The organism is Nitrosomonas sp. HPC101 (genome assembly GCF_009833125.1).
In the GTDB taxonomy this organism is placed as follows: Bacteria; Pseudomonadota; Gammaproteobacteria; order Burkholderiales; family Nitrosomonadaceae; genus Nitrosomonas.
Window position 1 is genome coordinate 17,046 of sequence record NZ_QRCC01000003.1, and the last position, 25,315, is coordinate 42,360.

20 protein-coding genes are annotated in these 25,315 nt (G+C 45.6%); 7 read left to right on the plus strand and 13 right to left on the minus strand.

Going from position 1 to position 25,315, the window contains the following annotated elements:
• Positions 1-78: 78 nt before the first annotated feature.
• Positions 79-558 carry a hypothetical protein gene (locus ABO04_RS03000; protein ID WP_160809177.1) on the minus strand — a complete coding sequence of 160 codons (480 nt, stop codon included), beginning with the start codon at positions 556-558 and terminating at the stop codon, positions 79-81.
• 276 nt (positions 559-834) lie between these two features.
• Between ABO04_RS03000 and ABO04_RS03005 the strand changes: the two genes are divergently transcribed.
• Positions 835-1,455: an exopolysaccharide biosynthesis protein gene (locus tag ABO04_RS03005; protein ID WP_160809179.1), complete on the plus strand. Its 621-nt coding sequence runs from the start codon at positions 835-837 to the stop codon at positions 1,453-1,455.
• Position 1,456: 1 nt separating this feature from the next.
• Here the strand turns inward: ABO04_RS03005 and ABO04_RS03010 are convergent, their stop codons facing one another.
• From ABO04_RS03010 to ABO04_RS03025, 4 genes are all read right to left on the minus strand, one after another.
• The gene (locus ABO04_RS03010) at positions 1,457-2,812 is read right to left on the minus strand and encodes an AMP-binding protein (protein ID WP_160809180.1); all 1,356 of its coding nucleotides are present in this window, start codon (positions 2,810-2,812) and stop codon (positions 1,457-1,459) included.
• A gap of 11 nt (positions 2,813-2,823) precedes the next feature.
• Entirely contained in the window at positions 2,824-4,101 is a 1,278-nt protein-coding gene (locus ABO04_RS03015) for a glycosyltransferase (protein ID WP_160809182.1), read from the minus strand.
• Positions 4,102-4,244: 143 nt separating this feature from the next.
• Positions 4,245-5,768, minus strand: a complete 1,524-nt coding sequence (locus ABO04_RS03020; RefSeq protein WP_160809184.1) for an EAL domain-containing protein — start codon at positions 5,766-5,768, stop codon at positions 4,245-4,247.
• Positions 5,769-5,962: 194 nt separating this feature from the next.
• A complete protein-coding gene (locus tag ABO04_RS03025; protein ID WP_160809186.1) occupies positions 5,963-6,994 on the minus strand; it encodes a hypothetical protein in 1,032 nt (343 codons plus the stop codon).
• Positions 6,995-7,303: 309 nt separating this feature from the next.
• Here ABO04_RS03025 and ABO04_RS03030 point away from each other — a divergent pair, with 309 nt between their 5' ends.
• From ABO04_RS03030 to ABO04_RS03040, 3 genes are all read left to right on the plus strand, one after another.
• Positions 7,304-7,504: a (2Fe-2S)-binding protein gene (locus ABO04_RS03030; protein WP_160809187.1), complete on the plus strand. Its 201-nt coding sequence runs from the start codon at positions 7,304-7,306 to the stop codon at positions 7,502-7,504.
• A gap of 52 nt (positions 7,505-7,556) precedes the next feature.
• A complete protein-coding gene (bfr, locus tag ABO04_RS03035; protein WP_160809188.1) occupies positions 7,557-8,021 on the plus strand; it encodes a bacterioferritin in 465 nt (154 codons plus the stop codon).
• Between the two features lie 332 nt (positions 8,022-8,353).
• Positions 8,354-9,103, plus strand: a complete 750-nt coding sequence (locus tag ABO04_RS03040; protein ID WP_240141395.1) for a tetratricopeptide repeat protein — start codon at positions 8,354-8,356, stop codon at positions 9,101-9,103.
• Positions 9,104-9,110: 7 nt separating this feature from the next.
• On the opposite strand, the gene ABO04_RS03045 is transcribed toward ABO04_RS03040, so the two are convergent.
• The 7 genes from ABO04_RS03045 to ABO04_RS03075 form a co-directional block, all read right to left on the minus strand.
• Positions 9,111-10,493, minus strand: coding sequence for an NAD(P)(+) transhydrogenase (Re/Si-specific) subunit beta (locus ABO04_RS03045; RefSeq protein ID WP_160809192.1), 1,383 nt, complete (start codon positions 10,491-10,493; stop codon positions 9,111-9,113).
• Positions 10,494-10,802 carry an NAD(P) transhydrogenase subunit alpha gene (locus ABO04_RS03050; protein ID WP_160809194.1) on the minus strand — a complete coding sequence of 103 codons (309 nt, stop codon included), beginning with the start codon at positions 10,800-10,802 and terminating at the stop codon, positions 10,494-10,496.
• Positions 10,803-10,857: 55 nt separating this feature from the next.
• On the minus strand, positions 10,858-11,985 hold the full coding sequence (locus ABO04_RS03055; RefSeq protein ID WP_160809196.1) for a Re/Si-specific NAD(P)(+) transhydrogenase subunit alpha: 1,128 nt from the start codon (positions 11,983-11,985) through the stop codon (positions 10,858-10,860).
• A 121-nt stretch (positions 11,986-12,106) separates the two neighbouring features.
• Positions 12,107-15,658: an FAD-dependent oxidoreductase gene (locus tag ABO04_RS03060; RefSeq protein ID WP_160809198.1), complete on the minus strand. Its 3,552-nt coding sequence runs from the start codon at positions 15,656-15,658 to the stop codon at positions 12,107-12,109.
• A 100-nt stretch (positions 15,659-15,758) separates the two neighbouring features.
• On the minus strand, positions 15,759-17,042 hold the full coding sequence (cysN, locus tag ABO04_RS03065; protein ID WP_160809200.1) for a sulfate adenylyltransferase subunit CysN: 1,284 nt from the start codon (positions 17,040-17,042) through the stop codon (positions 15,759-15,761).
• 56 nt (positions 17,043-17,098) lie between these two features.
• On the minus strand, positions 17,099-18,007 hold the full coding sequence (gene cysD, locus ABO04_RS03070) for a sulfate adenylyltransferase subunit CysD (protein WP_160809202.1): 909 nt from the start codon (positions 18,005-18,007) through the stop codon (positions 17,099-17,101).
• 32 nt (positions 18,008-18,039) lie between these two features.
• Complete coding sequence (locus tag ABO04_RS03075) at positions 18,040-18,729, minus strand: phosphoadenylyl-sulfate reductase (RefSeq protein ID WP_160809204.1); 690 nt, start codon at positions 18,727-18,729, stop codon at positions 18,040-18,042.
• Positions 18,730-18,916: 187 nt separating this feature from the next.
• On the opposite strand from ABO04_RS03075, the gene cysB reads away from it, so the two are divergent.
• The 3 genes from cysB to ABO04_RS03090 all read left to right on the plus strand — a co-directional run bounded on the left by cysB (position 18,917) and on the right by ABO04_RS03090 (position 23,949).
• Positions 18,917-19,873 (plus strand): HTH-type transcriptional regulator CysB, encoded by a 957-nt coding sequence (cysB, locus tag ABO04_RS03080; protein ID WP_160809206.1) that lies wholly within the window; start codon positions 18,917-18,919, stop codon positions 19,871-19,873.
• A 510-nt stretch (positions 19,874-20,383) separates the two neighbouring features.
• The gene (locus ABO04_RS03085) at positions 20,384-22,219 is read left to right on the plus strand and encodes an assimilatory sulfite reductase (NADPH) flavoprotein subunit (RefSeq protein ID WP_160809208.1); all 1,836 of its coding nucleotides are present in this window, start codon (positions 20,384-20,386) and stop codon (positions 22,217-22,219) included.
• Positions 22,220-22,227: 8 nt separating this feature from the next.
• Positions 22,228-23,949 (plus strand): NADPH-dependent assimilatory sulfite reductase hemoprotein subunit, encoded by a 1,722-nt coding sequence (locus tag ABO04_RS03090; protein ID WP_193565779.1) that lies wholly within the window; start codon positions 22,228-22,230, stop codon positions 23,947-23,949.
• Between the two features lie 173 nt (positions 23,950-24,122).
• Here ABO04_RS03090 and ABO04_RS03095 read toward each other — a convergent pair whose 3' ends face one another.
• On the minus strand, positions 24,123-25,238 hold the full coding sequence (locus ABO04_RS03095) for a transglutaminase domain-containing protein (protein WP_160809212.1): 1,116 nt from the start codon (positions 25,236-25,238) through the stop codon (positions 24,123-24,125).
• Positions 25,239-25,315: the final 77 nt, after the last annotated feature.

Consider the following 25,315-nt stretch of genomic DNA (forward strand, 5'->3'; position numbering starts at 1 on the left):
AAGACAGACTCGCTCAAGTCATTGAAACAGTTGTCCGGAAAATCAAACAGCGCCTTCCGGATACAGCTACTTGTCTGACTATTTTTTGAATTGATCAGTATACGCCAGCAGATCCGTAATTATTTGCTGAAAAGCTTGCTGCTGTTGATTCCGGTCAGTTTGATCGGTTGCGATGTCCTGTGTGGTTCCTTCAGATAAATCTCCTCGCTCGTTTCCACCCGAGCGCGCAAACTGATAAAACCTATTCCAAGTAGCGTTATATTCATGCAGCTGATTCTGTGGAATAAAATTTCTTAAAACTTCAAAGGCATCACGCAAAACAGGTAAACGGGGTTGCATATAGGCCGCCAGATCATCTGGCCAGCGAGTGACAGCAGGATATAAACCCACCAGCTCCTCGTGAAAAACAGAATCGTAATATTCCACTGCTCCCGTTCGACGCCGATTATTAATAAGATCCACTCCCACTCCCACAAACAAAACAAGAACCAGCAGAGTGAATGGCCAAATCGGGGCACTCTGAATATAAAGAGATACCTGCTCAATAAATTTTTCCAAAATATCCTCGACTTCCTCTAAAAGAGATAACGTTCAAGATGACTGATATCCATCGTTGCAACGGATCGATATTGCCACAGGTGATCAACGGTCGCAATGCTTTACAATTCGATAATCGCGCGCACCACTTCCACAAAAAGCAAGTTCGTAGAAAGGGGGAAGGCATGATAAATTACCTGCTGCTGCGCTGCCGTACTACAAAAATCTGGTCAAAAAATAACCTTGACGGCAAAAACAGTTCGGATTCTATATTGAAACAACCGGGGAGAAAGAACAGTGGAGGACAAAGAAAAAAATACGTCCGAATTATTACAACTGATTGTTATACAAAATACCGATGAAATGATCACTGTTGATCAGATCAAACATTCTCTGGATGAACGGGGATTTGCTGTACTGCTGGCCATCGCCACCCTGCCAATCTGTCTTCCCATTCCCGCTCCACCGGGTTTTACGACTGTCTTTGCTATTCCACTTTTTATTTTTTCGGTACAGATGATATGCGGCATGAGAGCCCCCTGGATCCCCAAGTGGTTGGCAAGAAAAGCAATGAAAAAAAGAGTGCTGGATAAACTGATCAACAGAATCACGCCTTGGCTGCGAAAAATAGAAAGTCACATGCACCCGCGACTCACTTATATCAGTGTGCATGCATGGGAGCGCATTATTGGCCTCTTTTCATTCATTTTTTCGATTTCCATTGCACTACCTGTCCCCTTGATCAATTTTCTTCCAGGTTGGGGTATTCTCATTATGTCACTTGGATTGCTCAGCAAAGATGGCCTGACTATCTTTGCCGGTATGATTGTCGGCACCACTGGTGTTGGTATAGCTCTGATAGTCGTCGCATTGCTATGGATGGGGGTTCCGATACCCTTTCTGAATCCAGCCGACTAATTCAACCTGCGGTTACTTTACTGACCACATAGCGAAACTTGCCCGATTTTTCGGTTGGAATTTCGGATACCTGTTCTATTGCAATTATTACATCCCGGCCCAGCCTGGCCTGAAACGATACAATAATCCGATCTGTGTCCACCTGACTCAGGCCGTCTTCGGTGATAAGCAGCACACGGGTAAAATCCATGCTTTCCTGTATGATTTTGAACGTTTTTATCTGCGGCATATCTCGCAGAATGTAAATTAATGCCAGGCCATGCATAACTGTGCCATCCCGAGCGACAATAAAATCAGTATTGCGGCCCTGTATTTCCTTGATCAGCGGCAAACCGCGCCCACAGGCACATACCTCGTCATCAAGTATGCCAATATCGCCGGTTCGGTAGCGGATAAAGGGGAAATCCCTGCTGGCCAGATGGGTCACAACAATCTCGCCCGATTCCCCGTGTGGAAGAGAACGACCGTGAGGATCAATAATTTCAACAACAATATCCTCGGCGGTAATATGCATTCTGCCCGCAGGGCATTCATGCGCAATAAACCCTGCATCCCGGCCACCATAACCATTTGCCACACGACAACCAAACGTATCACTGATCTGTTTGCGCTGATCATCATACAGCCGCTCTGATGTTACAAATGCCACCTCAATATCCAGATCGCTCATGATGATACCGGTTTTATCAGCATATTTTGCAATGTGAGACAAAGCTGAAGGATAGCCAAACAGCATTTTGGGCCGAAATTTTCGAATGGTATTAAGGAAATCCTCGATTTTCTGGTTAGACATTTCAAATGCCGGCAGCAATTTGCTGCGAAACAGGCGATCGCGCAAGGTACGCAATGCATCCTGCGCTCCCAGCTCGATCGGGGAACCCCATATCACAATTTCCGGATCCCCTATATCCATTCCCCACCAGCGTGTAGCACGCCATTTAGCGGCAATATCATGACTGACACGCTCTTTCCCGATAAAAAATACCAGAGGTTCGCCACTTGATCCGCCCGTATTGAAACGGGCCAGATGACATGCCTGATCGGATTTAAGTTCTTCCAAATACATGCGTATCGTTGGCTTATCAAGAAAAGGCAATTGCTGTAAATCTGCCAGTGTATCGAGCTTCTCCGGTTGAAAATTCAGTCTGACAAACAGATCGCGATAATAAGGAACATGGATATTCGCGTAGATGAGCAACTGACGCAATTTTTCAGTTTGTAACTGCACAATCTCTCCAGGAGAAAGCCATTGAGTCTGCTCCATAGATTTACGCACATTAACACTGGTGTGCTGCTTAAGACGTTCATGCAGTGGGAAAAGAAATCCAGATACTAAATGAGTACAGATATTACGCATAAATTTACTGACTATTTCGATGATTCGTATCGTTTCACCTGCTCTGGCTGAGTAGTGATTTTTGTAAATTCTTCCACAAGCACGGTAACTCTCTGGTTCCAGGAATTTTTATGTGCGTAATCAATAATATTCTCCCGATTCCAGTCGTTTCTCAGAGCATTGCCAATCGCTAAACCAAGCGCTTGTTGATCATTAAAAGGCACCAGCTTACCCAGTGCCACATGATTAACCACTTCGGCATTCCCACCCACATCAGTAGCTACAACAGGCAAACCGCAAGCCATCGCTTCAAGTAACACATTGGCCCAGCCTTCATTTCTCGTAGCAAGCACAAATATATCTGCTGCCGATAGTGGGACTTTCAGTTTATCTGGTGGCACAACACCCAGGAATCGAACATTTTTCTCAAGCTTCAGTTCAGCAACCAGCTGTTTCAATTTTTCGGTCCAATCTCCTTCGGCACTTGCACCGCCAATTATCAGAAATTGAATGCCAGGATAAGCATCTATCAAATCAGGCAAGCATCCTATAACACGATGAAATCCTTTACGTTCACAAAGCCCCCCCACCGACACCAATACCGGTACGTTCTCAGGTATATTCAAGCTCCTGCGAGCTTCAAACCGATCAACTCGGTAAAATTTATCGAGATCTACCCCATTACCCACTACGAGTACTTTGTCTTTTGGAATTCCAATTTCTACCGCAATCTTCCTCAAGGAGTCTGACACAGAAAAAATCTTTACAGCACGAGTCATGGCCTTGCCCATAAGACACCGATACAAAGAGCTACGAAAAAGTCTTGCCTCCGTTCCCCGCAGAGTAATCGTGACAGGGACTTGCAGCCATTTTCCTAAAATGCTCGCAGCATACCCATCCGGGTAGGCAAAATGTGCATCAATAATCTGAAAATTGAAACGACGCCTGAGCTGCCACAAAGTTGACAAACTACCTAGCGCCATGAAAAAACCATCCAAAAATTTAAAAAAGCCCGGAACAGAGAAAAAACGTGGATGATAAATTTCAAAACCCTGCTGAAGCTCCTGATAAGGTGCTTCAGGCCTGAAATAAGGACGCCATCGGCGGAGAATTTTCTGTAATGGGAACCAAGGAACAGGGGCAATTACCACAAGCGGAAGATGTTCACCTACCCGGAACATACGCTCACGAACGAACAAACCAGCATTAGGCTGTCCCGGATGTGGGAAAAGTGAAGAAAATACGACAACTACAAAATTATTCTCATTACTTCCATCCTGATTCTTAGCCTTCCCTGGAATTAACTTCATATTATGATAATAATTGTTTTTTGATCTACTGAAAGCAAGCAGTCGTACTAAGGCTATCCTGAATCCTCTCGGATCAATTCAAACCCGGGGAGATTCAAACTGAATTATTCGAGTACCTTAAGCAAAGTTAACTGCTTTACAATTCACTGCGAATCAACAGTGGAACAGCTTATATTTTCAATCGGGTGCGGTCGTCCGACAGCAAACCCCTGAATATAATCAATCCCGATTTCCGTAAGTTTTTCCAGAACGGCTTGTGTCTCAACCAACTCTCCTATTGTTCTGATCTTCAGAGCATGTGCAAACTTGTTGATATTTTCAATTTTTCTCAGATCCTCTGCGTCCCGTAGCATATTGCAGATTATGCTGCCATCTATCTTCAGGAAATCAGCCTTAATATGCCTCAGCAAATCGAATGAGGTACGATCATGATTGAAACTGCATAACGAAACCAAGCATCCCAATTGCTGTATTTTCTGTACAAACGACACCGTATTTTGCAAGTTAGCTATAACATCATATGTTTCTATTTCAAAACAGAATTTTTCAGGCTGAATCTTGGCGTCTTTCAGAAAATTCTGAATATAATCAACAAACACCGGATCTTTAAGCGTACTGCCGGACAAATTTACACAAAATGAGATCTCAGCACCGATTTTCTTTTTTGAAAAATACTGGATAATTTTTTTTATCACCCATTCATCCAGACGTGGCATTAGATTATGGTTTTCTACAAGCGAAAGAAATGCTCCCGGTGGGATAAGATTAGATTCTTCCTCCTCCATACGAATGAGGATTTCATAATAAATTGTGGCATTTCTATCAGATTTAACGGGCAATATTTTCTGGCAAAAAAGACGAAATTCTTCCCGCTCAATAGCCAACACAATCCGGTTGGATAAATCTATAGATGCTTGCATCGACTGATGTTCCGCATCTATACCTGAATTCAGAGTACGTTCTCTTGTGTATGATTGTCCACTTACAAGCGCGGATTTTTCTTTAAGATTCTCCAGAAATAATTCATTTTTCTCCATGAATCGAGGTGTATACAGGGTATAGAATCCGACTACTTTTCCACCTGAATTGAAGTGCGGTATTAAATGGGCTGTAACCAAACAAGCTGATTGATTTGAAAGCTGTTGGGCATGTTGATTCTGTACTATTTCACCAGATAATACGCGCTCGATTTCATGCCTGGTATGGATATGAAATGATTCATGAAGAAATTCATACAGGAACCGATTTTCTATTTGCTCAGGCCTTAATCCGAAGCACTGACGAAAAGCCTGGTTATGATAACAACATCTTTGCTCCGTGTTAAAGTAGGCCAGCATAACCGGAAAATGCTCATCTACAATTTGCAACCTGGCTTTATTTTCTGAAGATGTTTTTTCAGCCCAGAGTCGGTGTTTTATTTCGTTAGCAAGACGCTCTTTTTGAGCAGCCATCTGTGCAAATTGCATTGAAAAAGCTTTTTCCGTATGCACAACCTGAATAATCGTGATGAGTATTGATGTTACCAGAATCACCCACAACCCCACTATAATATGCGACTCAATAGAAGGCATGACGTGATCCAACACAATCAGCAAGCCAGCTACAACCATTGCTACAGTTGCCGACAGAAAAGGTTTGATTGTATTGATTTTTGAGTGGGCATACATAAATAAGCGATAAACCAGGAAATCTGGCTAAAGAACCTTGGAACTTCTACAAAGCTAACCGCGTTGCTATTTTTGCGTTAGAAATTGTCTCGAAATGTTCATTTATTACAATAAACCCTACTTGTTCACCGATTTTTGCCTGGAACTGACTGCTTTGCTAACGTTTTTCAGATGTTCTCTGATACCGGCCACAACTAACTATATGATCCAAGCGGACGGACTGTAGTCCAGAATTTCCAGAGACTACCGGATGTCAGAGTAAAACTCCTGCTTGAATGCTCGCTGATGACAGTAAGCTTTAACTGCGTTATTTGTTTTCTCTTTAATGCCAGAAGTAATGGAGAAAACCAGCTTTGTTCCATTTTTATCAATTCATTTCGCCAGTTGAACACATCTTTGTAACCGGCATATTTCCGGAGATTATCCAGAAAGACCAACCACTCACCTGAATCATCAGGGTATTGTAGTAGCTCATCCACATCTTCCGGCAAATCATGACATACAACTTTCCCCATTTCTGCCAGAGCACGGGCAAGAATGTGATTGCTCCAGATTCTGCTATAGGATGTATGCACTTGCTGTGGCGTGATGCCTCCACCCCATGCCCATACACTATTGACCACCAGATCTCCCCGAGCCTCTCTTGCCTGATTTAATGGATGTTCATGCAAAAGCATTTGTATTTCATTTACTCTGCTATTCCAGATTGAACTGTCATTCCCACAGGGCAAAAGATTATTTATGTTCTTACCAACGACTTCACTCAGAAGAAACGTCTGTAGTTCCAGAGCCTTGCTGCATTGCAGATACCAACGATCAGGATAAAGAGGCAGCAAGGTTAAACCATCATCTGAAATTAACTTATTAATACTATCGGTAAATGAAATTGCCTCCTTTAAAGAAATATTCAGAATGTGATTGTCACCCAAAAGTATATGGTTGTTTTCAATCCGAAAATGAACTGGATCAACCCGCAACCAGTAACCATCTCCGAATTCAATATGCCTGCCATCCAACTGCAGCATTATGGGGGCAACCGGCCAATCACACTGTTTGTGCACATTAAAAACCTCGCATAACCAGGACTCTGCGGCGTATCCCGGCTCTTTAGCACAAAGACTCTTGGCAAGGATTGTTTCCAACGCTGGCAATTCCAGGTGGCGGCAAACCTCTGCGTGTGAATTACCCGGCCAAAACAAAGCGGGAATACATACATGTAAATTCATATAAAACCATAAACAAATATAAAAGTATCACTGAAGCCACACTGAGCAAAAGTGGCTCACTAATAATAAAATTATGAAGAAACCACGTTGTCACGTTATTTTCTGTACACACACCGCAAACAACACAACTTTACCGCTCTCGTTACAAAATACCAACATTTACACAACCATATGAAATTAACAGTTGCAAATCTTATAAAGATGAATATAATTTTAAGAATTATTCTCATTATTGATTGAAATTCGTAACTATCAATTCATCGGGTATGCCCGTGTTTTCTGAAAATTATTCGACAAAAGTTATCTTTCATGTATATTTGCGTATGTAAGGGAGTGACTGAACGCGACATTCATAAGGCCATCAAACAGGGTGCCGTAAGAATGCGTGACCTAAGACAATGCTTGGGCGTTACCGGGCAATGTGGTATTTGTGCTTGCCATGCCAAGACAACATTGGACAAGATATTGGATCAGGAGCTTTTTCAACAAACGACTGCAAATTCCTCCTGAAGTATTTCTAACTTACTGAAGCCTGTATATCGATCATCTGGAGAGAGAAATCATGAAAGGTAACGCCGATATAATTCGCTGGCTAAATCGCCAGCTGCAGCTCGAGTTAACTGCTATCAATCAATATTTTCTTCATGCCCGCATGTACAAAAACTGGGGGTTTAACAAACTTGGTGAGCATGAATACCATGAATCCATTGAAGAAATGAAGCATGCGGATCAATTAATTGAACGTATTCTTTTTCTTGAGGGTTTGCCTAATCTACAAGAACTTGGAAAGTTACTGATCGGTGAAAATGCACAAGAATGCGTAACTTGCGATCTTGAGCTGGAACGTGTCGGCCGGGAAACTCTCATTGGTGCAATAGCCGCTTGTGAAGCAGCGCAGGATTTTGTTTCACGTGAAATTTTCGAGGAAATTCTGGAAGATACAGAAGAGCATATTGATTGGCTGGAAACACAGCAAGATATGATTCAAAATATCGGCCTCCAGAACTGGTTGCAAAGCCAGATTTAGTGACAAATTGCTATTTGGACCGTGCTCAAAAATATAAAAACCAAGAATCTGAAGCAGTACCTCTTCTGAGTGAGCTGCACACCAACATGAAATACGACTGAATCTGACTTATGATCAGGTTTAGTCGTAGCAGCTGCTGTATGTGTTCGTCTACATATCTCTTATTACCTCTAAAAAATTAGAAATGTACTGATAAAATAAAAGGGCACTTGCTGCTTTATTTATTAATATCTGTATTTCTAACTTGGTATATGACTATTAACTGTACTCAGTGCGGGAGTAGCCGAACATATAGGTCTCACTTCAGGCCCGGCGAACGCACTCCCTTAAATTTGCTACTTTCCCCCTACCGCTGCCGCGACTGCAAAGCACGTTTCTGGCGGAAAAATAGTGATGCTTATTTTGTAGCCACAATAAGCGTCGGTGGTGTACTTCTGCTGGGAACACTGATCTGGATCGGATTTTCCACTAATGAACCCATAAGGAACAACCTGCAAGACCAATCACAAACAGTTTCTACAAAATCATCGCAAGGCAACCACAACCATCAATCTCCATCCGCGACTGCATCAAAAAGCTCAACACGATCAGAAACAGTTACACGCGGAGAAAAGATTAATCCTGAATCGATCAGAAGTGAAGAAAGCTACTTTATGCCAGGAGCCGACGACAATCGACTTTATACAATGAACCTTTTTCTTGAAAAAGCGAGAAAAGGCAATGCTGACGCTCAATATCAACTGGGTTTACTGTATCTGACTGGTAAAGGAACACTTCAGGATTTCTCTGAAGCTTCAAAATGGTTTATTCTGGCCGCAGAACAAAACCATCCTCTTGCGCAATATGAATTAGGTCTACTTTATCAAATTGGCCAAGGCGTGGAAATAGACAATGAAAAAAGTTATGTCTGGTTCAATCTGGCGGCGGCTGCCGGTGTAGAACAGGCAGCATTAGCACGCGATAAAGCTCTGCGTTCACTCAGTAGGGCACAACTTGCATCTGCACAGAAAACAGCCCGAGAATGGCTGGCTTCCAGAAGCAGGTCTGGAAAACAGCTATCCGGACAATTAGAAGAAGAATAATGTTCTACTAAAGCGCTTTAACCATATCTTCCACGACTTTCTTCGCATCACCGAATACCATCATGGTCTTATCCATATAAAAAAGATCGTTATCCAAGCCAGCATAACCAGCAGCCATACTCCGTTTGACAACCATTACAGTACGCGCTTTATAGGCTTCCAGGATCGGCATCCCGTAAATAGGACTGCCTGGAATATTCGCTGCCGGATTCACCACGTCATTTGCACCTAATACCAGCACAACATCAGTATTCGGAAAATCACTGTTAATCTCTTCCATTTCCTGCACCATCTCATAGGGAATCTCAGCCTCCGCTAACAATACATTCATATGACCGGGCATACGGCCTGCTACAGGATGAATGGCAAAACGAATATTAATTCCCTTTTTATGCAGCGCTAATGCTAACTCCTTGACAGCATGCTGTGCACGCGCCACAGCCAATCCATATCCTGGAATGATGATAACGCTGTCCGCGTTCCCCAATAAGAACGCGGCATCATCCGCACTACCGCTACGATAGGTTTTTTGTACTCCATCATCGTTGACGCCCTGACTCCCCCCATCACTGCCGAAACCACCAAGAATTACAGAAAGAAACGGCCGATTCATGGCCTTGCACATAATATAGGAAAGAATCGCACCGGAGCTGCCTACCAGAGATCCGGCGATAATCAACATCGGGTTACCAAGTGAAAAACCAATTCCTGCCGCAGCCCACCCAGAGTATGAGTTCAGCATGGAAATCACAACTGGCATATCTGCACCGCCAATTGGAATAATAATGAGGAATCCCAATAGGAAGGCAATCGCAGTCATCGTAGAAAACGCCGTCCAGTTTGTTGTTTCACTGAAGAAAAACCACAAACCGAAACCGATCATGACAACAGCCATTAACAGGTTGAGCATGTGCTGGCCACTGAATACAATTGGCCTACCACTCATGCGTCCAGACAACTTAAGAAAAGCGATAACCGAGCCAGACCATGTCATCGCTCCAATAAAGGTTCCTATAAAAAGCTCCAGTTTATTGCCTGCAGGTAATATTTCTGGCAGATCAAACGAAACTGGATTGTTAACCGCTGCAATTGCAATAAATACTGCAGCAAGCCCCACCAGTGAGTGCATGAATGCAATCAGTTCAGGCATCGCTGTCATCTGAATACGAAATGCAATAATTGAACCAATGACCGCACCTACAGCAATACAGCTCAGAATCAACACCCAGTTTCCTGTAATGGTCAGAGTTGTGCTTACAGCAATGCCCATCCCTAACATACCAAGCAGATTGCCACGACGTGCAGTAGTCGGCGAACTTAACCCCTTGAGTGAAAGAATAAAAAATACAGCCGCTACCAAATAGGCCAGCGCAATGAAGTTAACAGACATTTAGGCTTGTCCCTTTTTATCTTTTTTCTTAAACATTTCCAGCATGCGCTGGGTAACGAGAAATCCACCAAACACATTGATGGATGCCAGAACCACGGCTGCAGCCCCCAACCATGCACCCCAGTCCGCTTCGGCGGAACCTGCTGCCAGCATCGCACCAACCAGGATGATACTGGAAATAGCATTGGTTACCGACATCAGCGGAGTATGAAGCGCGGGAGTTACATTCCACACCACGTGATAGCCAACAAAAACTGCCAGGACGAATATTGTCAGATTAATGATCGTTGGATCAACTTCTCCAATCATGTGCTTTCCCCATAGAGATTCATAAATTTTAGTGTAAACAATAGAGCTGGCTTACTTATGATTTACCTATAATTTCTCCAGCCGTACAGATCAGACTTCCTTTGATAATCTCATCTTCGCGATCTATCTTAAGCTCACCGGTCTGCGCATCCAGCATCAGATTCAGAAAATTCAACAGATTGCGTGCATATAATGCACTGGCATCGGCCGCCACCAGTCCAGGAAGATTGGCAACACCCACCAAATGCACGCCGTGCTTGACCACAGTCTTACCCAATTCCGATAATGGACAGTTTCCACCTGATTCAACCGCCATATCAACAATTACCGAGCCGGGCTTCATTGCTTTGACCGTTTCCTCATTAATCAAAACGGGAGCCGGACGCCCTGGAATCAGAGCAGTTGTGATAATGATATCTGCAGCAGCAGCACGTTCCTGAATCAGCTCACCTTGTCGGCGTTTATAATCTTCCGACATTTCAGTTGCATATCCACCGGCAGTTTCAGCTTTGGCCTTTTCCTCATCTGTCAGGGGAACTTCCACAAATTTCGCACCCAAACTCTCAACCTGTTCCTTCACTGCAGGCCTTACATCAAATGCTTCGATTACCGCCCCCAGACGCTTGGCAGTTGCAATCGCTTGCAACCCCGCCACACCCGCTCCCAGAATCAACACGCGCGCAGCCTTAACTGTACCAGCTGCCGTCATCAACATGGGGAAAAACCGCTGGTATATATTAGCAGCCAGAATAACCGCCTTGTATCCACCAATATTTGCCTGAGAAGACAGCACATCCATGCTCTGCGCACGCGATATTCGTGGCAGCTTTTCCATTGCGAATGCGGTCAATCCATGTCTGGCTACCGATTCGATCTCCTCTGTATGATGCGGAGTCAGCAGGCCTATCAGCACTGCATCTTTTTTCATCAATGCCAGCTCATTTGCTTCAGGCCCCCGTACCTTTAGTACGATCTGGGATTGTTCATACAGCTGCGAAGCAGCGGAGACGATAGTAGCACCAGCTTCCTGATAAGCTGAATCAGTAATACTGGCACCAGCACCGGCGCCCGCCTGTACCAAAACGGTATGCAGACCCTTGGCAGTCAGCTTTTTGACGGTTTCTGGCGTAGCCGCCACGCGCGTTTCTCCTGCACGCGTTTCGGCAGGTATGCCTATGTGCATGGATATTCTCCCCTGTTATTTTAATGAATCATTAATTAATAAGTTGCAACTTGGATCCAATTGGTGCCAGATTATAAATCAATTTAAAGCAGATTGAATCCCGACGGCATTTTCGGCTTTGTCAGGAAATATGGCTACCACTCTGTTGCAAACAATGACCGATCCAGCGACTTGTCAGCTTTTCCTGAACACTATTCTGGCGCAAACGTGAAGCCAATCCACTGAAATCAACCAGATCCAGCGGTTGATCCTGATTGAAACAGGAGAAAACATAGGAAATTTCTCCTGTGACAGGATCTTTTTGCGGCTGCAGACATTGCGCGCAAATTTCCTTCATCATGCACTGCATCGGTGAATTAATCGAGCCCACTGCAAAATGCTCTGCTTTAAGATAGGGTGCAAGCTGTTGATGCCGTGCAGTGGCCACAGCTGCCATCATACGGTCTGAACCGATTGCAATAATGCGGTCAGCACCCTGCATTGAAATCGGCGCACTGCCAAGTTCACCACTGGCATAAGCAACCATCGCCTGTACGATATTTCCGACATAACTCAGATCACCTGGGCGTGAGGGTTGAAATCCGGGCGCTTCATCACTGCACCAGACGATGATATCCGCAGCTGCTTCTATTTCGGCCACTTTATAACGGTCGGCCAGTTTCTTGTAGCCGGCAAAATACAACACCTTACAACCGGCAGCGCGTGCAGCAGCACCGATCGAGAATAGTACCGCATTACCCAGACCACCTCCCACCAGTACAACTGTTTCATGAGACTCGATTTCTGTCGGAGTGCCAGTGGGCCCCATCAGTACGACCGGCTCACCTGGTTGAAGTAATGTACATAAATTCGCTGACCCCCCCATTTCCAGTGCGATCAACGATACCAGTCCGTTGGAAACATCCACGGAAGCACCGGTAAGAGCAATACCCTCCATTGCCAGACGTGTCTGCTCAGAGATTTTTGCAAGCGAAGCATAATTTTGGAAGCGGTAAAACTGCCCCGGGTGGAAATGACGCGCTGCTAACGGTGCATGAACGACGATCTCAATGATATTTGACGTCAGTCTTTCCACCTTATGTACAGTAGCGCGCAACTGCTCACCAATCTCAGCGAAGAACCGGGAAGTTGATTGCACTGATACGGACTTCTTCTGGGCAAGCACGCGACTGACTGACGGATATCCCTGTTTGGCACTGGCCATCGCCTTGACTACATTGCCGGAATAAGACGGATGCAAATCACCAAAAAAACTGATGAAACGCCCATCATTGGAGTGACCCAGCAACACCGCAGGCGTTTCCGGCTTAGGATTGCCTCGGGTTGCCTCAATAGACTGACCATTTTCATCACAGGAAGCAAAATAACGCCCATTCAGTTTGAAATTATGTTCGTCTTCACGTGCCAGAACGGTATTGGGCTGAGTTCCTGCGGCGACCAGAATCGTCCGGGCAGGTTGAGTCACTTCTTTAACTTTATACCAGCTGCCTTCTTCATTGATTACCTGAACTGCAAAACGGATGGACTGAACATGCTCCCACTGATCGACATCGATTCTCAACGGCGTCAGTCCTTCTGCAAAATATATCCCCTCCTCCAGCGCTTTTTCTACTTCTTCATGGTTGAGGGTATAAGAGGGGCTGTCAATCAAACGTTTCCGATAAGCAATCATGGCACCTCCCCATGATTGCAGCAATGCTACAACACGGGGTTCACACCCTGCCTGCGCAGCCCGTGCTTTTTCACTGCGAATAGCACGCGCATGACTCATGAATTCTTCAGCGATCTCACGTTCTTCACTGTCCCAATTCGCTTGTATCGCAGCCTCACCCTGTACCGCAGCCAGTATTTCATAACGCCGCAGGAATTTTTCCACTTGAACCGGATAATAAGCCAATGCTTCTGTTGCGGCGTCGATTGCCGTCAATCCACCACCAATCACCACTACCGGCAATCGTAACTGCATATTGGCGATAGAATCACTTTGGGCGGCTCCCGTCAGCTGAAGTGCCATCAGAAAATCGGATGCTGCACGTACACCCCGTGCCAGTCCGTTAGGAATTTCCAGAATGGTCGGGCGTCCTGCACCCGCCGCCAGTGCAATATGGTCAAATCCGAGATGCCATGCATCCTCAACAGTCAGAGCGCCACCAAAACGAACGCCGCCAAACAGCGCAAACTCTGAACGCCGTTCCAGCAATAAACGGATCAGTTTAAGAAAATTCTTGTTCCAGCGTACTGTAATGCCATATTCCGCTACTCCCCCAAACCCTGCAGGCAACCGCTCCTCCAGATCTTCACTTAACTGCTCGACATCAAAAACAGGAGCAAAGATACTACGCTCACCTTTTATATTAATTCCGGACAGGCTGGCAGATAAAGGCTCTATTTTCAATCCATCCACGCCAACAACGGTATGCCCGTCATTCATCAGGTGATGTGACAATGTATAGCCCGCTGGCCCCATTCCAACTACCAGCACTTTTTTACCGGTTGCTGCCTTAGGATAGGGCCTGAGCAAATCGAGAGGATTCCAGCGTGTCAAAAGACTATAAATCTCAAATCCCCAAGGTAATTCGAGCACATCTTTGAGTGTCCGTGTTTCCGCCTGAGGAATATTGACGGGATCTTGTTTCTGATAAATACACGACTTCATACAGTCATTACAGATACGATGCCCGGTTCCTGCACACATTGGATTATCCAGCACGATCATGGCCAGACTGCCAATCGCCACACCCTGTGTTTTGAGCTTGTGAAACTCCGATATCCGCTCTTCCAGTGGACAACCGGCAAGTAACACACCCAGATCATTTTTCTTGAAAGCTTTTACTTCGAGCGCTTCTTTTGATTTCTGCGGAAATCCTTTCGAGCAAGAATCTTTACCCTGCTCATGGCACCAGATACAGTAATTGGCTTCATCCAAAGCACCTGTCAAATCGGTTCCCTGGTCTGTCAGTGAAAAACCTGCTCGATAGCGGACATGATCGAGACTATGAACCGTATACCCGTTACTATCGTCGCTTGTCAGTGACAGTAGATGCTGAAAATCCAGCTTGCGCGGAGATTTGAACAAAATGCCCTGACGGGTATATGCCTGCCCTTCAGGCGTGCGCAGCGCCCAGGCAGCATAGTGCAGCGCAAGTTCGAGCTGGGCTGCATGATTGACTTCATCTTCCATCCAGCGCGCAACATGTGATGCAAAAACCAGCTCTGAAAAAGGTTGGCCGAACTCTTCGATCAACTTCTGCTCAAGTACTGATCCATTCAACGTTTGCAATACTTCGTCACTTACCTTGGTTTTGGCGCGTCGCTGTACAAACTGGCGCTTACAGAAATAAAGGGGAGCAAGTTCATGATGACGCGCAGCCAGCACGCTGACCTCAGTTTTAATACCAAATAACGTTGCAATGAAATCTTCCAGCCAGGGCGCAACCTCAATCAATAAAGCGGATTCATCCTTCCGAACCAGCAGTTCCGGGTTCTGACGTGCCTGAATCAAATGATCGTGTAATGTGGAATTACCCTCTCTGAGGAAATTCAGGAATAGCTGATCGAGCTTGATCAAGCCAGCTCGTTCATACAACTCAGAAAAAGATATGTCAAACCCAAGAACAAGCCTGGAATCAGACGCCATTGAAAAATCATCGTACATTGATTGAGAATCAATCATATTTTTGGTCAGATTCCTGGAGATTTTCTAATACAGAAATAGGAATGGATGAATAACAGGTCTTTACTGATCGAGACAATTTATGGTTCAGAAAACCCAGTCAACTTTCCAGGCTACAAATCATGCCGGCGGCAACGGTATTATTGCTGACTTCGTCAATCAGGATAAAGCAACCGGTTCCCCGGTTTTTTGCATACGCATCAATGACTAATGGCTGCTGCACCTTTATCCCGATTCTGGCAATATCATTCATAGTCAGAATGTTAACCGGCTCCTGATGCATTGTATTTATGTCAACCCGATAATCAATCCGGGTAATTAATCCTTTAACGGTACGTGTAGTATGCTTGATAATATATTTACGGCCGGGATCAAATGCTTGTTCGGATAACCAGCAGAGCATAGCATCAAACTCTTTGGTAATTCGAGGCGGCTCTCCACTGTTGATCAACATATCTCCGCGCGAGATATCCAGATGATCTTCAATGGTCAACGTAACTGATTGCGGAGCAAAAGCAGTTTCAAAACGATCGTTATACAAAAGGATTTCTTTGACGCGAGATGTCAATCCGGACGGTAATACTGTTACTGTATCTCCCACACATATTGTTCCAGATTCAATTCGACCCGTATAACCACGAAAATCGCGCATTTCTTCCGTTTGCGGACGACATACCCACTGTACTGGAAAACGAAAATCCAGCGCATTGATATCGTGTCCTATATCAATGGATTCCAGATAATCCAATAGTGGCTTACCCGAATACCAGTCAAGGTTGTCGCCGCGCTCCACAACCATATCCCCAAGCAGTGCGGACATGGGTATATATTCAATGGAGTGAAAACCCAATCCTTGCAAGAACAGAGTAAATTCAGCACAAATTTGTTTGAAAATCTCTCGAGAATAGCCGACCAGATCCATTTTATTGATTGCCACAACCAGATGAGGAATGCCCACCAAGCTTGCCAGGTAAGCGTGCCGTCTGGATTGTGTCAAAACACCTTTGCGCGCATCAATAAGAACAATTGCAAGACTAGCGGTAGAAGCACCCGTTACCATGTTGCGTGTATATTGCTCATGACCCGGTGTATCAGCAATAATAAATTTGCGTCTGGGTGTATTGAAATAGCGATACGCTACATCAATAGTGATTCCCTGCTCCCGTTCTGCTTGCAATCCGTCAGTAAAAAGCGAAAGATCAATTCTTTCCATCCCCCGCTTGTTGGAGGTTTTTGTAACAGCACACAGCTGATCCTCGAAGATGGATTTTGAATCATGCAGCAAACGACCTATCAGGGTACTTTTACCATCATCCACACTTCCGGCAGTGATAAATCGCAGTAGTTCAGCATGATCAGGCTCAACATTTTCAACAACAGACATGTCCTAGAGAAACCTATGAAAATAAAAAATTAAAACCGGGCTATTCCAGCGCTATCCTAGAAATAACCTTCCCGCTTGCGCAACTCCATTGATGCATCAGAAGTCCGATCATCCATACGGGTTGCTCCACGTTCAGTAATCCGTGTTAACGCTGTTTCGACAATAATTTCTTCAACATCTTTAGCTCGGGAAGCAACCGGGCAGGTACAACTCATATCACCAACCGTACGAAACCGTACCATCATACTTTGTACACTCTCACCTGCCTCCGGTTGAACCAGATACGATACCGGCAACAAACTGTTATTCCGCGCAATGACTTCTCTTTCATGTGCATAATAAATAGATGGAATTTCAAGCTGTTCCTGGCCAATATATTGCCATATATCCAGCTCTGTCCAGTTGCTGATGGGAAAAACTCTGATATTCTCTCCGGGATGAGTCCGAGCATTATAAAGACTCCATAATTCCGGACGCTGATTCTTTGGATCCCACTGGCCAAATTCATCCCGAAATGAAAAAATACGCTCCTTCGCCCGCGCTTTTTCCTCATCCCTGCGAGCGCCGCCAATACAGGCATCGAACCCAAATTCTGAAATTGCATCCAGCAAAGTAACTGCCTGAAAAGGATTACGGCTTTGGTTTTCAGATCGCAATATGACTCTGCCGCGCTGAATGGAGTCTTCCATACTGCGTACGATCAGACGTTCTCCCAGCTGCTTGGCCCGATAATCTCGAAACTCAATGACCTCCGGGAAATTATGACCGGTATCAATATGCATTAACGGAAAAGGAAAATGACTCGGACGAAAAGCTTTCTCGGCCAACCTCAGCAGAACAACCGAATCCTTGCCGCCCGAAAATAACAGTACCGGATTGGCACATTCCGCCGCGACTTCCCGCATGATATGGATAGCCTCGCTTTCCAAAGCATCCAGATGTGTAAAATATGACCGTTGATTCATTTTATTTGATTTAAAAACATTAGCTTATATTTCTATTTTCGAGTATGCAAGCCACATTCCTTGGAATCTGGGTTTTCCCACCACCACCGCCCTGAGCGGATATCCTCGCCCGGGGTAATTGCCCGGGTACATGGAGCACAGCCAATGCTGGGGTAAAACCGGTCATGCAATGCGTTGTAAGGAACATCATGCTGTTTTATATAGTCCCATACGTCCTTCTCAGTCCAGTCACACAAGGGGCTAAATTTATGTATTCCGTGAGCGCTATCGAATGCTGATAACTTCAGCTCATCCCGGGTGGCCGATTGTTCACGCCGCATTCCCGTAATCCAGGCTTTTTTACCGGCCAGTGCACGCTTCAGAGGCTCAACCTTACGAATATAACAACAGCGCTTTCGTAAATCGACGCTCTCATAAAACCCGTTTGGACCGTATTGCATCACATAATTCTCAACAGATGATGCATCGGGAAAATAAGCATGAATGGAAACACCATAGCGCTCCTTCACCTTTTGCATTAGATCATAGGTTTCCTCTGGAAGACGCCCGGTATCCAGCGTAAATATGCCGATTTTCGCATAATGAAGAGCGATTATGTCGGTCAGCACCATATCTTCAGCACCAAAGCTGTTAGCAAACACTGCAGGAGAATAATCCTGCTGAATACTGTCCAGCACATTGTGTAACTGTCCAACCTTCTGCTGCAACGTTTGTTCATCCATATCAATAAGACATTATTTTACCTGACAAACACATACCCATAAAAACATCTCCATCAGCTCGTCAATCCCAGCTCGCTGTGAACACATCATTTTTACGCTGCTCTTTAAATGTATATGCAAGCATAACAATAATATTTATAATACAAAAGAATATTAAATTAATTATATATTGCATATTGTTATATAAATGAAGCTTCAACAGTTGAGATATTTGAGAGAGATTGCAAAACAAGAGCTGAATTTGTCCAAGGCAGCAAATGCTCTGCACACTTCACAACCTGGAATCAGCCGACAAATTCAGTTGCTGGAACAAGAGCTGGGGGTCGAGATTTTTATACGTCACGGCAAGCGTATTACCAGCATTACCCAGCCGGGGCTTGCAATCCTGGAAACCGCCCAGCGGATGCTGCAGGACGCGGACAATCTAAAGAAAATTGGGAATGAATTCAATGACAAGGAAAGCGGTACATTTATTATTGCAACCACACACACACAAGCACGGTATGTACTCCCCCCTGTAATCAAACGTTTCATCGAACACCATCCCAAAATCAGACTGTCCTTACGACAGGGAAGTCCCATAGAAATATCCACCTGGGTTTCAACTGGTGAAGCCGATCTGGCTATAGCAACTGAAGCCATCGAATTATTCGATGAACTTGTCATGCTACCTTGCTATGAATGGAATCGTTGCGTCGTTGTTCCACCTCGACATCCATTACTCCAGCTCAAAGAATTAACACTTGAATCCATTGCGCAATACACTATTGTTACCTATGATTTTGCCTTTACCGGCCGCTCTAAAATCAACCAGGCATTTGAATCCAAAGGTCTGAAACCCAATGTGGTGCTGACGGCACTTGATGCGGATGTCATCAAAACCTACGTGGAAATTGGTTTGGGCGTAGGTATTTTGGCAAAGATGGCGTTTGATCCAGCGCGCGACAAAAAACTACGGGCGATTGATGCTGCGCATCTATTTGAGCCAAGCACTACCCGCATTGGCATCTGTCGCAACAGCTACATTCGTCATTATATTTACGATTTTATCGAGATGTTCGCTGCTCATCTCGACATGGAAACAGTCAACGGGCTGCTCAAAGACACTGAAAATCAACAGTTGTCTACAGTCAAAAATCAATGAATCTCCCGTCGTGCCTCGATTGATGATCAAACCGCTTTCTGATAGACTGCGTCCCTTGAAATTTTCCGCCGCGTTTTTGGAAAATACAACGCAACATCAATAACTATCGCTGAAACGCACGCTCCCCTGACAGCCTACAGCACCTGCAACAACAAAGTATAGCAAGTGAGCATCACGTCATTGAAAATAAATTTTCCAATTGGAAGCCAGGATAGCCCATATCCTTATAATTCTAGATTTGATTGACATCATCAATTAAATCTCTTGATCTTCCTGATGCTCTTTATATAACAAAAATAGATATACAACTAATTTAATATTCTTTTACATTATAAAAATAATTGCTATCCTTGCACACTTTATTTTAAGCGCGATGCAACAGCAAAACTGAAACAAGCATAAACGGATCTGTATTAATTCATCCGTGCTCAATGAAATATACGGATATTTTGGCCAGCTGGTCAGATATCTTACTTCTACGTGTAAAAAGTTTCCGGAATCCGAAATAAAATGACGGCATCACAATTCTCAGGAATCGCACTGACTGCGGAGCAGTGGCAGCTAGTCGAGGCACTCAGCTCTTCGCTTACACCCGAACATGCGTACTGGATCAGCGGCTACTTTGCTGGTATTGGGTCCGCGCTGTTACGTGACAATGGCGCAATCGCCCGATCTCCGGATTTACATATCCCTCCATCGGCAGCACAAGCAGAACCCACTGCAGCACGCTCGCTTACGATTCTTCACATCAGTGAAACCGGTAACAGCACCGAACTGGCAATCCGTTTGTCAGCTCAGGCTGTTGAGCAAGGACTCAACCCGACACTCGTTGACATCGCTGATTACAAAGTTCGCAAGCTCAAGGAAGAGCAGGATCTGCTGATTATCACCTCCACTCATGGCGAAGGAGATCCTCCTCAGTCCGGAATGGAATTTTTTGAATTTGTAGAGGGCCGCAAAGCGCCAGCACTATCCGAGTTACGTTATGCTGTACTCGCACTGGGCGATATGAGTTACGAACATTTTTGCGGTGCCGGCAAACGTCTTGATGAGCGTTTCGAGGCACTGGGCGCAAAAAGGCTGCAACCGCGCGTCGATTGTGATGTGGATTATGAAGACCCTGCAGCCACATGGGGCACCGATATACTGGCACTGCTCGTCGCCGAGAAAACATCGGTCACATCATCAACCGCATCACCATCAGGAATAACAGGTAATACCCAACAAGCTGACAATTCAGCTTACGGCAAACGAAATCCTTTCCCGGCAACGGTTATTGACAACATTGTGCTTTCAGGTCGAGGCTCTACTCGGGAAACACATCATATTGAAGTTTCGCTTGCCGATTCCGGCTTAACCTACGAGCCAGGCGACGCATTGGGCATCGTAGCCAACAATGACCCTGCAATGGTTGAGGCACTACTGACTGCGCTCGACATGAATTCAGACACACCCCTTACTGTAAAAGGTCAGACAACAACACTCCTTGATGCCCTTGGCAAATCATTTGAAATCACTACGGCAACGCTGCGCTTCCTCGACCACTGGGGAGAATTGACCGGCACAAGCGATATTTTTACCGCAATGAATAATACTGAGCGGACAGCATTTCTTTATGAGCATCATATTATTGATATAATCCGTGCTTTTCCTCTCAAAGGTCTTGATCCCCAGCGCTTTATCGACGGATTGCGTCCTTTGCAGCCGCGCCTCTACTCCATCGCTTCCAGTCTGGCAATCTGCCCCGACGAAGCGCATATTACCGTTGCACCGGTCCGTTATAAGCTGCATGGCGATATCCGTTCAGGCGTTGTATCCGGCCACCTTGCTGATCGTGTAGAGGCTGATTCTATATTGCCAGTCTACATTCAGAGCAATCCGCATTTTCGCCTTCCACCTAACGGTGAACCTATTATCATGATCGGAGCCGGTACCGGCGTAGCGCCTTACCGTGCATTCATGCAGGAACGCGAAGCAAATGGAGGCGGTCGCTCATGGTTATTTTTCGGAGAACGCAATTTCCGAATGGACTTTCTTTATCAGACCGAGTGGCAGGACTGGTTAAAAAACAGCATTCTGACAAAGATGGATGTTGCATTCTCGCGCGATACCACAGAGAAGATTTATGTACAGCACCGTATTCGCGAACATGCACACGACGTCTACGCCTGGCTGGAAGAAGATGCACATATTTATATATGCGGTGATGCCTTACGCCTGGCACCTGATGTTCATGACACACTGGTTACCGTAATTGAAGAACAAGCAAGCGTTCAGCGCGAAGAGGCAGAAGAATATCTTCGCAACCTGCAACGCGACGGGCGCTATCAGCGCGATGTTTATTGAGAATGAAAATGGCAGACATACTCCCACCCACTGATCGCAACTGCGATATTTCCCAACCGCTTGAACGACTCAGCCCGGATGAGACACTCAAAGCTGAAAGCGAACAATTGCGTGGCACAATTGCACTTGGATTGCTCGACCGCATTACATCCGCCGTGCCGGGCAATGATATCAAGCTGATGAAATTCCATGGTATTTATCAACAGGACGATCGTAGTGTCCGTGACGAACGTCGTCGTCAGAAACTGGAACCGGCTTTTCAGTTCATGATCCGCGTACGTTTGCCGGGAGGTGCCTGTACAACTGAGCGCTGGCTGAAGATTTCGGAACTCGCCTGTAAGCATGGCAATGAAACACTGCGCATGACCACCCGACAGACCTTTCAGTTTCACTGGGTACTCAAACACGATATCGTTCCAGTTATACGCGGTCTTCACGAAGTATTACTTGATACCGTTGCTGCGTGCGGAGACGATTCTCGCGGAGTGATGGCTACTGTCAGCCCTCAATTTCCAGCGCTGCAGGCAGAACTTGCGGTACTGGCAAAAACAGTCAGTGATCACGTCATTCCCAAAACCAGGGCCTATCATGAAATCTGGTATGGCGAAGAGCGGGTTGCCTCGTCCGAACCGGAAGAACCATTTTACGGGCAAACCTATATGCCCCGTAAATTCAAGATTGGCTTTGTCATTCCTCCCAATAACGATATCGATATTTATGCCCAGGACCTGGGTTATATCGCAATCGTTGGTAAAGATGAAAAAATAGAGGGATTCAACGTCGCGATCGGTGGCGGAATGGGACGTACTGACAAGGCTCCACATACCTATCCCCGCACTGCATCAGTTATTGGTTTTATTACTCCAGACAGACTTACCGCCATTACCGAAGCTGTCATGGGCGTCCAACGCGATTATGGCAACCGCGCCGACCGGTCGCGCGCGCGCTTTAAATACACGATTGATGACAAGGGATTGGATTGGATTAAACTGGCAATTGAAGATCGTGCCGGATCGCTTGAGCCAGTACGTCCCTACAACTTCACATCCAACGCTGATATCTATGGATGGGTCAAATCGGAGGATGGATTCCATCACTTTACACTGTTCATCGAGAATGGCCGGCTAAACCGCGATACGCTTGATAAAATCGCACAGATTGCACATGCTCACAAGGGACATTTTCGCCTGACTCCCAATCAGAATCTCATGATTGCCAATGTTGCCGCGGCTGACAAGTCGGAGATCGAGGCATTATTGATGGAAACGGGATTAATTGCCCTTAACGAACGCAGCGTACTGCGTCTGAACTCAATGGCATGTGTTGCTCTGCCAACCTGTGGCCTGGCCATGGCTGACAGCGAACGCTATCTGCCACATTTAATTACGAAAATTGAAAAGATCCTCGCCCGACACAACCTGCAAAATGAACCGATCACCCTCAGAATGACGGGATGCCCCAACGGGTGCAGTCGTCCCTTCATTGCGGAAATCGGCCTGACCGGCCGTGCACCAGGCAAATACAACCTTTATCTGGGTGGTGGCTTTCATGGCCAGCGTCTCAATCGCCTTTACCGTGAAAATATCGGCGAGACTGTAATTCTTGATACGCTTGACGAAGTACTCGGTCGCTATGCAGCAGAGCGACTGCCTGGCGAGCATTTTGGTGATTTTACGATCCGTGCCGGCATCATCCGCGAGGTAACAGAAGGACGCTTCTCAAATGACTAAGAGAAGTCATTCATGTACTGCATACAAAAGATACAAACAGCTGCCGCCAGCTGCTTTCTTTTCACGATGCCGGCAGCAGCCTGAATTTACTCGGGAACAAACACGATAGCTTCTTGCCAATACCTGATAATCACCACCTTGCCAGACAGGATGATGATCAGGCTATATCCAGATTACAGTTTAGCGCCGGTACCCACCAATACTGCTGAAGTAATTTTATAGGAGAAGGACTCCGGCTCCAGGCTATCCTGCAGTCGCCCGTCAATTTCAGCATAAGGGTAGCCGAAGAACGGCAACCTGCTGATGGCAGTGCTTACTTTGGTGGAACCAAGGTTAATATCCTCTCTTTCATTGAATGCCAGCCAGTTCATCTCCCAGGAACCAAACAGCTTTTCTCTCAATTGACTGATCGAATCATGATTACTTGGCAGCGATTCCAGAGCCATGATTTTTGCTACATCAGATGGGTCGACTGGCACCCAACCTAATCCGGAAAGATAGAATTCCGCCTGGCAATGCTGGGAAGTACTGATATCGCCGGATTTCCCCAGATTTCTATTGAGAGAGGATTCGCCGATACGGATCCCGTACTGAACCCTGGCCGGAATACCGGAAGCACGCGCAAGCCCGACAAAAAGTGAATGGATATCTGCACATTTTCCACTAAATTCTTCTCTGGACAGCATGCTCCGAATATCCCCCCCGCCTTGGCCACGTACACTGTTGTCATAGGCAACATTATCGATCACCCAATCATAAATGGCACGCGCCTGCTGCAACGGAGTATGTGCATTGACTTGGCTGGTCACAGAGCGCGCCATTTTTTTCACGGCATCATCCAGTGGAATATGCTTGGTGGATTGTAAATAGCGCTGTATATTCTGGGGGATTGAAACTTTGGCAGGTGCCTGGTAGGAACGCAGATCAACAGTACGATCGGCAGTCTTGACGATACTGCTTACCTTGACTGTACGCTCCTCTCCTTTTTGCCAAAGGGCAAAAAATACCGGTGATTGAGTGCCCGGCAGCATGTAAAAAGCTGAAGCAGTCGCTTTTCCACTCCAGTTATTTCCTTGAGTAAACTGGTAAACTGTGTCGCTTGCATCCGGCAGTGGCAGCCATAGCTTTGCAACTTTACCTGTAGCAGGTAATGTAATTTGATACGTCAATTGATAACCACGCCATTTTGCCTGGCTCAACGGCAACGCGGAAGCTTTTAAAACAGACGGAGCCAGCACAGCTGCTGTAGCACCTGTACCAACCAACTTGAAAAAATCTCTGCGTTTCATACGACCCTCATCAATGATAATATTGAACCCGATAAATTTATTGCTACCGGCCAATCACGTCAACTTCCTGTAGCCCT

Bases quoted from the DNA above. Each gene is read 5' to 3' on its own strand.
- ABO04_RS03010 (WP_160809180.1), bottom strand. From the start codon at position 2,812: ATGCGTAATATCTGTACTCATTTAGTATCTGGATTTCTTTTCCCACTG.
- ABO04_RS03015 (WP_160809182.1), bottom strand. From the start codon at position 4,101: ATGAAGTTAATTCCAGGGAAGGCTAAGAATCAGGATGGAAGTAATGAG.
- ABO04_RS03020 (WP_160809184.1), bottom strand. From the start codon at position 5,768: ATGTATGCCCACTCAAAAATCAATACAATCAAACCTTTTCTGTCGGCA.
- ABO04_RS03025 (WP_160809186.1), bottom strand. From the start codon at position 6,994: ATGAATTTACATGTATGTATTCCCGCTTTGTTTTGGCCGGGTAATTCA.
- ABO04_RS03030 (WP_160809187.1), top strand. From the start codon at position 7,304: ATGTATATTTGCGTATGTAAGGGAGTGACTGAACGCGACATTCATAAG.
- bfr (WP_160809188.1), top strand. From the start codon at position 7,557: ATGAAAGGTAACGCCGATATAATTCGCTGGCTAAATCGCCAGCTGCAG.
- ABO04_RS03045 (WP_160809192.1), bottom strand. From the start codon at position 10,493: ATGTCTGTTAACTTCATTGCGCTGGCCTATTTGGTAGCGGCTGTATTT.
- ABO04_RS03050 (WP_160809194.1), bottom strand. From the start codon at position 10,802: ATGATTGGAGAAGTTGATCCAACGATCATTAATCTGACAATATTCGTC.
- ABO04_RS03055 (WP_160809196.1), bottom strand. From the start codon at position 11,985: ATGCACATAGGCATACCTGCCGAAACGCGTGCAGGAGAAACGCGCGTG.
- ABO04_RS03060 (WP_160809198.1), bottom strand. From the start codon at position 15,658: ATGATTGATTCTCAATCAATGTACGATGATTTTTCAATGGCGTCTGAT.
- cysN (WP_160809200.1), bottom strand. From the start codon at position 17,042: ATGTCTGTTGTTGAAAATGTTGAGCCTGATCATGCTGAACTACTGCGA.
- cysD (WP_160809202.1), bottom strand. From the start codon at position 18,007: ATGAATCAACGGTCATATTTTACACATCTGGATGCTTTGGAAAGCGAG.
- ABO04_RS03075 (WP_160809204.1), bottom strand. From the start codon at position 18,729: ATGGATGAACAAACGTTGCAGCAGAAGGTTGGACAGTTACACAATGTG.
- cysB (WP_160809206.1), top strand. From the start codon at position 18,917: ATGAAGCTTCAACAGTTGAGATATTTGAGAGAGATTGCAAAACAAGAG.
- ABO04_RS03085 (WP_160809208.1), top strand. From the start codon at position 20,384: ATGACGGCATCACAATTCTCAGGAATCGCACTGACTGCGGAGCAGTGG.
- ABO04_RS03090 (WP_193565779.1), top strand. From the start codon at position 22,228: ATGGCAGACATACTCCCACCCACTGATCGCAACTGCGATATTTCCCAA.
- ABO04_RS03095 (WP_160809212.1), bottom strand. From the start codon at position 25,238: ATGAAACGCAGAGATTTTTTCAAGTTGGTTGGTACAGGTGCTACAGCA.